The sequence below is a fragment of the Pseudomonas sp. NPDC087598 genome (genome assembly GCF_044743525.1).
GTDB lineage: Bacteria > Pseudomonadota > Gammaproteobacteria > Pseudomonadales > Pseudomonadaceae > Aquipseudomonas.
Genome location: NZ_JBIUWQ010000001.1, coordinates 203,342 through 215,269, shown reverse-complemented (window position 1 = coordinate 215,269; position 11,928 = coordinate 203,342). Strand labels below are relative to the sequence as shown.

Below are 11,928 nucleotides of genomic sequence, written 5' to 3'. Positions count from 1 at the left end.
CCGCTGTCCGGAGTAACAATAACTCCAACGCACAGGCGTTCCTTGATGCCTGACTACGCGGAGCAGCAACACCGCAACCCACCGACTACCCTCCGTACAACCAGCAAGAGCCGCACCACGATGAAAGCATTTCTGATTGATCGCTATGGCAAGAACCCCGGGCGCATTGGCGACGCGCCCGCCCCCGCAGTCGGTGCCCACGATGTCTTGATCGAGGTCCATGCGAGCAGTGTCAACGTGCTCGATTCGAAAATCCGCAAAGGCGACTTCAAGCTGATCCTGCCCTACTCATTTCCGTTGATACTGGGCAATGACCTGGCGGGTGTCGTGGCTGAAGTCGGCTCGAAGGTGACACGCTTCAAACCGGGAGACGAGGTATACGCTCGCCCGCCGGAATCGCGGATCGGGACGTTCGCCCAATTGATCGCCGTGAATGAAAACGCGGTCGCCGTGAAACCTGCCAATACCAACATGGCCCAAGCCGCGTCCCTCCCCTTGGTTGCACTGACCGCCTGGCAAGTACTGGTTGAAACCGTTCGCCTGCAAAAGGGCCAGAAAGTGCTGATTCACGCGGGTTCCGGCGGCGTCGGCACCATTGCCATTCAGCTTGCCAAACACCTCGGCGCGTTTGTCGCCACAACCACCAGCACCGCCAATGTCGAATGGGTCAAGGCACTGGGGGCCGATCTGGTGATCGACTACACGCAGCAGAACTTTGAAAGTGTCCTGCATGACTACGACGTGGTGCTGAACAGCCTCGGCGCCGACGTGCTGGAGAAGTCACTCGCGGTCCTGAAACCCGGTGGCCAACTCATTTCCATCTCAGGGCCACCCACTGCACAGTTCGCGCAGGAACAAAGATTGTCTTGGCCCTTGCAGCAAGTCATGCGCCTGCTGAGCCTTGGCATTCGTCGCAAAGCGCGCAAGCAAGGCGTCAGCTATGCGTTCGTATTCATGCGGGCCAATGGCGCTCAACTGCAACACATCACCGCACTGGTTGAGGACGAAGTCATCAAACCTGTGGTTGATCGTTCCTTCACCTTTGAATCAACGGCAGAGGCATTGAAATACGTCGAGCAGGGACGCGCCAAGGGCAAGGTCGTTGTTTCGCTGAAATGACCACGCCGCCGACTCATGAACCGACCGTTGAAGTTGCACCGCTTTTACCGCTTGAGCGGTCATCATCCGAAGTGATTTCGCCAGAGGCGCAGGAACAGCAAACGCTTCAACCGGATGTTGCGCGGGTTGAACCGCCCGTCATCGTTTGGCGCGGTCTGATGCTTGAGCCATAGGGCGAAACGGGTTGCACGTGATCTCGTCAGGCTGTCGCGTTCGACTCGACAAGATGAACTTCCGTGGCATTACGCCCCGCCAGCCAGGCAAGTACAGACGCGACGATCAGGACAACGGCGCTAAGCTCGAATGTGGCTTTGTAGCCGCTCAGATCAAAAGCCAGACCGCCAATGATTGCGCCGCCGGCGATTGCCAGCTGGACAATCGCTACGAGCAATCCGCCTCCGGCTTCCGCATCATCGGGAAGCGTTTGCGCCAGCCATGTCCACCAGCCGACCGGCGCGGCCGTGGCGACCAGTCCCCAAAGTCCGAGCAACACGGCGGTCAGCACCGGGGATTTGCCGAAGCTGACTAATGCCAGCGCGATAACCGCCATGATCAACGGGATGACGGTCAATGTGCGGTAGAGGCCGCGGCCAATAAATCTTTCGATCAAAAAGGTGCCGATAAAACCCGCCAACCCCAACCCCAGCAGCATGAAAGACAAGGTTGAGACACTGACGCCAGTCACACCCTCAAGAAATGGCCGCAGATAGGTGAACAGCATGAACTGGCCCATGAAAAATACGCTGACGGCGACCATGCCCAAGGCCACTGGCAGTTGCTTCATCAGCTGCAGAACGTTGCCACTACCGGCCTGGCGCTCGGCCTTGAAGGACGGCAGGCTGATTAGCAGCCACACGGCGGCCAGCACTGCGACCGGAACCACACAGAAGAATGCCCCGCGCCAGCCGATCAGCGAACCAAGAAAGCTGCCCGCCGGAGCGGCGATGACCGTCGCCAGCGCGTTACCGCCATTGACGATGGCCAGCGCCCGGGACACCTGATCAGGCTGCACCAGCCGCATGGCGGTCGCCGCCGAGAGTGACCAGAAACCGCCGATCGCAATCCCGATCAGAGCACGCCCAAACATGAATGAGGGGTAACCCGGGGCGAGCGCGACGACCGTTCCGGAGACGATCATCAGCAAGGTCAGCCCCAGCAGAAGTTTCTTGCGTTCGATGCGAGCGGCGACCGAGGCAATCAGCAGGCTGGTAATCAGTGCAAAGGCACCGGACACGGAAATGCCCTGCCCGGCCTGGCCTTCGGTGATGTGCAGGTCTGCGGCGATCGGCGTCAGCAGGCTGACGGGCATGAACTCTGAAGCGACCAGGGCGAATGCGGCCAACGACATGGCCAGCACGGCGCTCCAGCCGCCTGTTCTTTTAGAAGGATCTGTAGAAGGAAAGGTCATGGAAACTACCTGTGGTGCGAAAAAACGTGGGGGTGTGATGCGCAGAGGCAAAGCAGTTTGTCGCCCTTGCGGGCACTGCCCCTGTAACAGATAGACACATTCTCCCGGTCAATTCGGTACTTCCCTAGCGCATTCCTCTTGAATGCTTGCCTGATCCTCTGGCGATGCAGGGTGATGGATAGGAAACGTCTCGTGCGCGGACTAGAGTTCGGTCAACAGGAGTGACCCGACATGATCCCAAGCCCCCCGCCCCAGGCATCGCCTTTGGCGTTGAACATCGACCCGCGCGTGAGCGCACCGGGCGACTTCGCCACGGCCATACCGGGGCTGTCGCTGTTTCGTCGCGACCAGCCGGCGCCGCCCGTGGTGTGCATGATCGAACCCAGCCTGATTCTCGTCGGTCGCGGTGAAAAGCGCCTGTGGGTCGGTGGTGAGGGCTACAGCTACAACCCTTCACGGTTTCTGGTGACGTCGCTGGACCTGCCCGCCAACTCCGAAGTGATGCTCGCCAGTCCCGCCCAGCCCTGTGTCGGCCTCGTGCTGAAACTGGATGTCAGCATGCTCGCCGAGGTCATCACCAAGAGCGGCTTGCCGGCCAAGCGCCAGCCATCGACGGGCACGGGCGCCGCGATTGGCAGCCTGTCGTCTGCGTTGGAGGACGCGCTGGATCGCCTGCTGGCGTTGCTCGATGAACCCGAGGCGATCCCGGTCGTGGCGCCGCTGATTCTGCGAGAGATCCACTATCGGCTGCTGCACACCGACCAAGGCGCACGGCTGCGGCAGATCACTGCCGTCGATGGTCAGGGTTATCGCATCGCCAAGGCGATTGACTGGCTCAAGGTCAACTATACCGACGCCCTGCGCATCGACGATCTGGCCGCGCGGGTGCAGATGAGTGCGCCGACCTTTCACCATCATTTCCGCCAGCTCACCGGCATGAGCCCGCTGCAATACCAGAAATGGCTGCGGCTGAACGAGGCCCGCCGACTGATGCTGGTCGAGCGCCTCGACGTTTCGCGCGCAGCGTTTGCGGTTGGCTATGAAAGTCCTTCGCAGTTCAGCCGCGAATATGGCCGGCTGTTCGGCACCGCGCCGAGTCGTGACATCGCCCTGTTGCGCGGCCAGCCATTTGAAGCAGAAGCGCTCGGCACCGTCGCGAACTGAACGAAAACCGGTGATGCGCCTCGCCGCGTGTCATCGCTCATAACAATGCACGTCAACCGATGATCAAGCGGGTGAACCATGGAACTACGAATCAACCAGAAGACCTATCAGGTCGATGCCGACGCCGATACGCCCTTGCTCTGGGTGATCCGCGATGACCTGGGCATGACCGGCACCAAGTACGGCTGCGGACTGGCGCAATGCGGCGCCTGCTCGGTGCTGGTGGACGGCAATGTGGTGCGCTCGTGCGTCACGCCGGTGGCCGGTGTGGTCGGCCGCGAAGTCACCACCATTGAGGCCATCGAAAGCGATGAAGTGGGCAAACGGGTGGTCTCGACCTGGGTCGATCTGCAGGTCGCCCAGTGCGGCTACTGCCAGTCGGGGCAAGTGATGGCCGCCACTGCGTTGCTCAAAAAGAACCCCAAGCCAAGTGATGCGCAGATCGAGGCGGCGATGGTCAATCTGTGCCGCTGCGGTACTTACAACGCCATTCATGCCGCCGTGCATGAGCTGGCCGGCAAGGGAGAAGCCTGATGAACGTTCGAATCGACCCGTCACTGCAAGCCTCAGCACTGGATCTGCACGAACCGATCAATGTTTCGCGCAGACGTTTCCTGACCGGTACCGCCGTCGGCGCGCTGGTCCTCGGCTTTGGTCTGCCGCTGGGTGTGACGCGCGTGCAAGCTGCCGCTTCTGCGACGGCCGAACGCGGCACGCAGGTGCCGGCGTTTCTCGAAATCCGCCCGGACAACCGCGTGCGTCTGCTCTGCCCGTTCATGGAGGGCGGGCAAGGCACGTTCACCGCGATGGCGCAGATCGTCGGTGAAGAACTGGATGCCGACCCGGCGACCTTCCTGGTCGAAGCGGCACCGCCCGGCGAGGCTTACGTGGTCATGGAAAACGGCATGCGCATCACCGGCGGCAGCATGTCGGTGCGCATGAGCTACCCGGTGATGCGCCGCCTCGGCGCCCTCGCCCGCGCCATGTTGTTGCAGGCGGGTGCGCAGCAACTTGGCGTGCCGGTGAGTGAGTTGACGACCGAGCCTGGCAAAGTCGTACACGCCAAGTCGGGCCGCTCGCTGGCCTACGGTGAGCTGGCCGAGCGCGCGATGGATCTGCCGGTTCCCGATCTGGCTTCCGTGCAACTGCGTGATCCGAGCCAGTTCCGCTGGATCGGCAAACCGGTGAAGCGCCTCGATGCCTACGACAAATCCACCGGCAAGGCGCTGTACAGCATCGATCTGAAGGTCGACGACATGCTGCATGCCGCCGTTCAACATGCCCCGCGCCTGGGGATGACGGTCGGCAACCTGCGCAACGAAGAGCAGGTCAAGGCGATGAAAGGCGTGCATTCCGTGCATCGTCTGCCCGGTGCTGTGGCAGTGGTCGCCGAGCGCTGGTGGCAAGCCAAAAGTGCCGTCGAGGCGATTCAGGTTGACTGGCAAGAACCAACGGCCGACAGCAAAGTGCGGCCGATGCCCGCCGACTTTTCCAGCGATGCCTGGTTCAAGCGCCTCGCTGAAGACAAAGGCCCCGCCAAAGATGATGAACATGAAGGCGACGTGGCCGGGATTCTCCAGGCGACCAAGACCCGGATCGACGCCACTTACCACAACCAATACCTGAACCACGGCCAACTGGAGCCGCCTTCAGCGCTGGCCCGATTCAACCCGGACGGTTCGCTGGAAGTCTGGCTGCCGAATCAGGCGCCGGACATGTTCCGTGCCGATATCGCCAAACGCACGGGGCTGGATCCGTCGCGCATCACCTTGCATTCGCCGCTGCTGGGCGGGTTCTTCGGCCGACATTTCCTCTACGACTCGGCCAATCCCTACCCTCAGGCAATCGCGCTGGCGAAAGCGGTTGGCCGCCCGGTCAAACTGATCTGGAGTCGCGAAGAAGAGTTCCTGCGTGACGTGCTGCGCCCGGTTGCCGCGGTGAATTTCCGCGCCGCGCTGGACAGCGACGGCTGGCCGCTGGCAATCGAAGCGATCAGTGCCACCGAAGGCCCGACCGAAGCCCTCGCCGGCAAACAGGGTGAAAAGCTTGATCCGACGGCGCTTGAAGGCTTGTCGGGCAAGTCCTACGCGATCCCCAACAAGCGCATCGCGCAGATCTACGTCAAAGGCCCGGCAATGCTCGGTTACTGGCGTTCGGTGGGCAATTCGCTCAACGACTTCTTCTATGAGTCGTTCCTCGATGAACTGGCCGACAAGGGCGGCAAGGACCCGTTCGACCTGCGCCTGCATTTGCTGCGCGACAACAAACGACTGACCACCTTGCTGCAAGCAGTGGGTGAACTGTCGGGTGGCTGGAAACGTGGCCCATTTACCGCCGAAGACGGCAGCCGACGTGCGCGCGGTGTAGCCATGGCTTCGCCGTTTGGTACGGAGACGGCGGTGATCGCCGAGGTCTCCATCGAGAACGGCCAGGTCAAGGTGCATGACATCTGGCAGGCGATTGACCCAGGCAGCATCGTCAACCCGGCGATTGTCGAGGCTCAAGTGAATGGCGCTGTGGCGCTGGGATTGTCGCAAACGCTGGTGGAAGAAGCCGTGTGGCTGGATGGCAAACCCCGGGCGCGCAACTACGACTTGTACCCGATCCTGCCGCCTGCGCGGATGGCCCGGGTACATGTGCGTGTGGTTGAGAGCGGGGAAAAAATGGGCGGCATCGGTGAACCGCCGTTGCCTGCCGTCGCGCCCGCCGTCGCTAACGCGGTGGCAACGCTGACCGGTCAGCGGGTGCGCAGCCTGCCCATGAGCCGACACACCTTCACTTGATCAGCGCCGGAGCGTCCATGAATAACAGCCGATTCGCAAGAACCGCTGGCTGGCTGGCGGTGCCGTGCCTGGTCGCGGCAGGCCTGCTGGCCTGGTATGTCACCCGCGAGCCTGTCTCGCGCCTGGAAAACCATCAGATCGCCGTCGCCGATATCGACCCGGCGCTGGTCGCCCGTGGCGAATACGTCGCCAGGCTCAGCGATTGCGTAGCCTGTCACAGCGTGCCGGGTGGCGCGCCGTTCGCCGGCGGCCTGGAAATGGCCACGCCGCTGGGCGCGATCCACGCCACCAATATCACCCCGGACACGGAAACCGGCATCGGTCACTACAGCCTGGCGGATTTTGACCGAGCGGTGCGTCACGGTGTGGCACCCGACAGTCGCCGGTTATACCCGGCGATGCCCTACCCGTCCTACGCCAAGCTCAGTGATGACGACGTGCGTGCGCTGTATGCGTTCTTCATGAAAGGCGTGGCGCCGGTGAAACAGGCGAACATCCCCAGTGCGATTCCGTTCCCGCTGAACCTGCGCTGGCCGATTGCACTGTGGAACGGCGTGTTTGTCGACGCCGAGCCTTATGTGGCCAAACCCTCGCAGGATGAACAGTGGAACCGTGGCGCTTACCTCGTTCAGGGCGCCGGGCACTGCGGCAGTTGCCATACACCGCGCGGCCTGGCGTTCAACGAGAAGGCACTGGATGAATCCGCTACGCCGTACCTCGCTGGCGCCTTGCTCGATGGCTGGTACGCACCGAGCCTGCGTGATGATCACAACACCGGACTGGGCCGCTGGAACGAGGCGGAAATCGTCCAGTTCCTCAAGACCGGTCGCAACCAACACGCAGTGGTTTACGGCTCAATGACCGAGGCGTTCAACAACTCCACGCAGTTCATGAGCGATGACGATCTGACCGCGATTGCCCACTACCTGAAGTCGCTTCCCGGGGACCGCGAACGGGATGGCGCGCCTTGGCAGTATCAAGCGGTTTCGGCAGCGGAACGTCCGGACTCGCCCGGCGCTCATACCTATGTCACGCGCTGTGCTTCGTGCCACGGATTGGACGGCAAGGGTCAAGCGCAATGGATGCCGCCGCTGGCCGGCGCGACTTCTGCACTGGCCAAGGAAAGCGCCTCGGCCATCAACATCACCTTGAATGGTTCGCAGCGTGTGGTCGCGGCCGGCGTGCCGGACGCCTATCGCATGCCGGCCTTCCGTGAGCAACTGTCGGATCAGCAGATCGCCGAAGTGCTGACCTTCATGCGCAGCACTTGGGGCAATCAGGGCAGTTCGGTTGATGCGCAGACGGTAGGCAAGTTGCGTGAACACACCGATCCGGCCAGCAGCAGCCCGATCATTCTGCAGATGCGTTAGAGGAGAATCTGATGGAAAGCATCGACTTGCTGGTCCTGCGCACGGCGCGGGACTGGCTCGCCGCTGGCGAGCGTGTGCTGCTCGCCACGGTGGTGCAAACCTGGGGTTCATCACCACGGCCGACGGGTTCGATGATGGCTTTGCGTGACGACGGTCGCGTGCTGGGCAGCGTGTCCGGCGGCTGCATCGAGGATGATCTGATCCATCGCTACACCACGGCCCATGGCGGCAGCGCTTTTAGCGACAGCGCGCCGCAAGTGGTGCGCTATGGCGTCAGCGCCGATGAGGCGCATCGCTTCGGCCTGCCTTGTGGCGGCACGCTTGAACTGATCCTTGAGTTCAACCCGGCGTGGCAGTCACTCGATGAACTGCTGACGCAACTGGAGGCCGGGCAACTGGTTCGTCGTCGCCTGACGCTGGAATGCGGTCAGGTCCTGCTCGAACCGACCGCGACGCCGGAAAAGTTCAGCTTCGATGGCGCGCAGATGATCAACACCCTGGGCCCGGGCTATCGGATGTTGATGATCGGTGCCGGCGCGCTGGCCGAGTATCTGGCCACCATGGCGTTGTTCAACGGTTTCAAAGTGGCGGTGTGCGATCCGCGTCCCGAATACATCGAAACCTGGACGGTAGAGGGTGTGGAGCGCATCGTCGGCATGCCGGATGACGTAGTGCGCGACTTCGCGGTCGATTTGCGCACCTGCATCGTCGCCTTGAGTCATGACCCCAAACTCGACGATCTGGCATTGCTCGAAGCGCTGCACAGCCCGGCGTTCTATATCGGCGCCATCGGCTCGCGGCGCAACAGCCAGCTGCGCCGCGAACGCCTGATCGAGCATTTTGGCGAGACCGAGGCATCGCTTGAGCGCCTGCACGGGCCGATCGGCCTCTACATCGGCAGCAAGACGCCTGCGGAAATCGCCGTCAGCGTGATGGCCGAGATCCTTGCGACCAAGAATGGTGCGAGCTTGCCGAGCAGGCTCAGCGTCGCCCAGGCTAAACATTCCATCGAATCTGTGGCGTCATCCTCTTAGAGCTTCGCCGGATTGCCAATGCCCAGCGCATATTTCTCAGCAATCCTGCAGCGCAAACCCAGCGTCGTCATTGGCGCTTTTTCTACTCGCGCTCCATGTCCATTTCGATCCTCAGACGTCAGCCGCTATCAGTTCCACCTTGAGGCCAGATGCCCCAAATACCCCTGAGAGAAGTCGAGATACGCCCGCACAATGGCAGACGGATGCCGATGCGACGGGTAGAGCAAGTTGATCTGTTGCTCGGGTAGCGGATGATCGGCAAGCAACGCGACTAACGTCCCTTCGCGAATGGCATTTGCCGCCAGGAATGGCGGCAGTTCGGTGACCACATCACCGGCCAATGCCCGGCTTCGTAGGTGTGCGTAGTCGTTGGTCGACAGTATCGAGTCCGGCGTGAAGGGCTGATCTCCCAATTGCCATGTCGCACTCCCGCCCTGAGTCCACACCGCACAGGGATAGCTGTGCAGAGCCTCAACGGTGTCGGGGATGCCCAAGCGCTCGATCAATGCCGGACTCGCCACTAGCACGTGTCGATAAGTCAGCATGCGGCGCGCGACCAGCGTCTCATGGGCAATCGTTCCTACGCGCAGGGCGACATCGACGCCGTCTTCAATCAGATCAATACGCCGCGCGGTGGTGTAGACGCTGAGCTGAATCTGCGGGTATTGCCGCTGAAACGCCGCGAGGACGTCCCACCACGGTTCAAACGCCGGCGGCAATGACAGCCGCAAGCGCCCTTTCAACTGCGCCTGATCACTGATCACAGCCTGTTCGCCCTCTATCAATGCCTCAATGCCGCGGCTGGCATGTTCATACAGGCGCATCCCCGAATCCGTGAGCTTGGTGCCTCGCACCGAACGCTCAAGCAACTGCACCTTCAACTGCTGTTCGAGCTCACGAATGCGTCGGCTCAACGTCGGTAACGGAATGCTCAGGCGCTCGGCGGCGGCGGACAGACTGCCGGTCTGCGCCACGCTGACGAACATCCGGACGGCATTAAAGTCCATGACTATTCCCTCTCATATTTGAGATGAAGACTATCTCCTACGTGGATTATCTTCCACATTCAATCAGTAGATAGTGCACTCGCTTGCTTGAGAAACAACCTTTCAATCAATCAGGAGTGCCAACATGACCATTCAATCCATCCTCAAAACCTACGAAGCCGCGCTCAATGCCGCGGATATCGACACCATCCTCAGCCTCTACGGCAGCGACTCGGTGTTCATGCCGCAACATGCCCCGGCCCTGATCGGCCGCGAGGCGGTACGTGCCGGCTACGAGCAGGTATTCAAGACCCTCCAGCTCAACGTGCGTTTTGACCTCCATGAGATCGAAGAAACGGGTGATTGGGCCTGGGTGCGGACTTCGTCATCGGGCCGCACCCGTGTTCTTGCTGCCGGCATCGAAGTGACCGAAGGCAACAACGAGTTGTTCGTGTTCCGACGTGAAAACTCCGAGTGGAAGATCCACCGGTACCTGTTCGCAACCAACCAGCCACGTGCCTGAGGAAACCACAATGAAAGCCTATGTGATTGAACAACCGGGCGGCCCTGAAGTCCTGCAACTGCGAGACATCCTGTCACCCGAACCCACGCAGGACGAAGTGAAGATCCGCGTCCGTGCCTTTGGCCTCAACCGCGCAGAAGCGTATCTGCGCGCCGGTAAAATGGGCGAGATCACTTCGCCTCGTGTACCCGGCATCGAGGCCGTTGGCGAAATCATCCATGACCCTGCGGGCATCTTTCGCACCGGCCAACGCGTGGCCACGGCCATGGGCGGCATGCAGTTCAGCCGTAATGGCAGCTATGCCGAGCACGTCACGGTTCTGCGCAACAACGTGGTCTCGCTGGACGGCACCTCACTCTCCTGGGAAGAACTCGCCACGTTGCCGGAGGCCTATCTGACTGTTTGGGGGGCACTGGACAAAAGCCTGGCCATCCAGAAAGGCCAGACATTGCTGATACGCGGAGGAACGTCATCGGTTGGCCTCGCAGCCGTCACCTATGCCAAGGCTCGCGGACTAACAGTGATCGCCACTACACGCAACGCCGCGAACAGCCAGCGTCTCTACGAAATGGGTGCTGATGCCGTGCTCGTAGACAGCGGGGACATCGCGCAGCGTGTTCGCGAAATCGCTCCTCAAGGTGTCGATGCCGCACTCGAAGTGGTCGGGGCCGCGACGCTGCGCGACACGATAAAGACCTTGCGCCCCTTCGGCGCAGTGAGCGTCATCGGCCTGCTCGGCGGCGCACCGATCCTGGAGCAGTTCCACCTGATGCAGGACCTGCCTGCCGGGGTTCGGCTGAACTTCTTTCCGAGCGGCTTGTTCGGTACGCCGGCCTTGCCACTCACGGACACGCCATTGCCGTGGCTCGCCAAGGAAATAGCTGCCAAACGGATGCCGTCCATTCATACCCAGACCTTCGCCTTCGACGAAGTTCGCCAGGCGCATCGCTTGATGGAAAGCGATCGCGCACTCGGCAAGCTCGTCGTCTTGCTCTGATATCAGAGGTTTACAGCCATGCGTACTACATTGATTGCTTTGCTTCTCAGCGCACAGCTACTGCCCGTGGCGGCTCAGGCCGCCAACGCCGGCGCCGAGGATCCAGTGAAGACAGCCGTCACCCGCCAACTCGACAATTATGAAGCGGCACTGAATGCATCCGACGTCGACCGTGTCATGACCTTGTATGCCGCCGATGCCGTATTCATGCCGCAACACAGCCCGCCAGCCGTGGGCCGTGACGCGGTGCGCGCGACCTATCGCCAGGTTTTCAACACGATCAGGCTCGACATTCGTTTCACTGTCGATGAGATCCAACAGCTGTCCAGTGACTGGGCGTTCGCCCGCACTCGCTCCAATGGAACGGTCAAACTGCTGTCCGGCGATCAACCCGCCCGTGCCGAAGGCAACCAGGAAATTTTCCTGCTGCACCGGGAAGCTGACGGCCAATGGCGCTTTGCGCGCTACATCTTCACGACCACCAATCCGCCCCGACTGCAGTGAAATCTGCGTTCGCAGGCGAGATGCCGGTGGGTAACCACCG

At 61.5% G+C, this 11,928-nt stretch carries 11 protein-coding genes; 9 read left to right on the top strand and 2 right to left on the bottom strand.

All coding sequences use genetic code 11. From position 1 onward, the window contains the following. Window positions 1–120 precede the first annotated feature (120 nt). Window positions 121–1,119: an NADP-dependent oxidoreductase gene (locus tag ACIOWE_RS00910; RefSeq protein ID WP_401386476.1), complete on the top strand. Its 999-nt coding sequence runs from the start codon at window positions 121–123 to the stop codon at window positions 1,117–1,119. 199 nt (window positions 1,120–1,318) lie between these two features. Here the strand turns inward: ACIOWE_RS00910 and ACIOWE_RS00905 are convergent, their stop codons facing one another. Further along, the gene (locus ACIOWE_RS00905) at window positions 1,319–2,527 is read right to left on the bottom strand and encodes an MFS transporter (protein WP_401386473.1); all 1,209 of its coding nucleotides are present in this window, start codon (window positions 2,525–2,527) and stop codon (window positions 1,319–1,321) included. 231 nt (window positions 2,528–2,758) lie between these two features. Here ACIOWE_RS00905 and ACIOWE_RS00900 point away from each other — a divergent pair, with 231 nt between their 5' ends. The 5 genes from ACIOWE_RS00900 to ACIOWE_RS00880 all read left to right on the top strand — a co-directional run bounded on the left by ACIOWE_RS00900 (window position 2,759) and on the right by ACIOWE_RS00880 (window position 8,878). Continuing rightward, complete coding sequence (locus ACIOWE_RS00900; RefSeq protein WP_401386138.1) at window positions 2,759–3,691, top strand: AraC family transcriptional regulator N-terminal domain-containing protein; 933 nt, start codon at window positions 2,759–2,761, stop codon at window positions 3,689–3,691. Window positions 3,692–3,769: 78 nt separating this feature from the next. Next, window positions 3,770–4,225 carry a (2Fe-2S)-binding protein gene (locus ACIOWE_RS00895; protein WP_401386135.1) on the top strand — a complete coding sequence of 152 codons (456 nt, stop codon included), beginning with the start codon at window positions 3,770–3,772 and terminating at the stop codon, window positions 4,223–4,225. Then, window positions 4,225–6,474 (top strand): molybdopterin cofactor-binding domain-containing protein, encoded by a 2,250-nt coding sequence (locus ACIOWE_RS00890; RefSeq protein ID WP_401386132.1) that lies wholly within the window; start codon window positions 4,225–4,227, stop codon window positions 6,472–6,474. Before ACIOWE_RS00895 ends, ACIOWE_RS00890 begins: the two co-directional genes overlap by 1 nt. A gap of 17 nt (window positions 6,475–6,491) precedes the next feature. After that, entirely contained in the window at window positions 6,492–7,844 is a 1,353-nt protein-coding gene (locus ACIOWE_RS00885; protein WP_401386130.1) for a c-type cytochrome, read from the top strand. 11 nt (window positions 7,845–7,855) lie between these two features. Next, complete coding sequence (locus ACIOWE_RS00880; protein WP_401386127.1) at window positions 7,856–8,878, top strand: XdhC family protein; 1,023 nt, start codon at window positions 7,856–7,858, stop codon at window positions 8,876–8,878. A gap of 128 nt (window positions 8,879–9,006) precedes the next feature. On the opposite strand, the gene ACIOWE_RS00875 is transcribed toward ACIOWE_RS00880, so the two are convergent. Beyond that, window positions 9,007–9,885, bottom strand: a complete 879-nt coding sequence (locus ACIOWE_RS00875; protein ID WP_401386124.1) for a LysR family transcriptional regulator — start codon at window positions 9,883–9,885, stop codon at window positions 9,007–9,009. Window positions 9,886–10,009: 124 nt separating this feature from the next. On the opposite strand from ACIOWE_RS00875, the gene ACIOWE_RS00870 reads away from it, so the two are divergent. The 3 genes from ACIOWE_RS00870 to ACIOWE_RS00860 are packed head-to-tail and all read left to right on the top strand — an operon-like array spanning window position 10,010 to window position 11,888. Continuing rightward, the gene (locus ACIOWE_RS00870; protein ID WP_401386121.1) at window positions 10,010–10,387 is read left to right on the top strand and encodes a YybH family protein; all 378 of its coding nucleotides are present in this window, start codon (window positions 10,010–10,012) and stop codon (window positions 10,385–10,387) included. A 10-nt stretch (window positions 10,388–10,397) separates the two neighbouring features. After that, on the top strand, window positions 10,398–11,384 hold the full coding sequence (locus ACIOWE_RS00865; RefSeq protein WP_401386118.1) for a zinc-binding alcohol dehydrogenase family protein: 987 nt from the start codon (window positions 10,398–10,400) through the stop codon (window positions 11,382–11,384). 18 nt (window positions 11,385–11,402) lie between these two features. Continuing rightward, window positions 11,403–11,888 carry a YybH family protein gene (locus ACIOWE_RS00860; protein WP_401386115.1) on the top strand — a complete coding sequence of 162 codons (486 nt, stop codon included), beginning with the start codon at window positions 11,403–11,405 and terminating at the stop codon, window positions 11,886–11,888. Window positions 11,889–11,928: the final 40 nt, after the last annotated feature.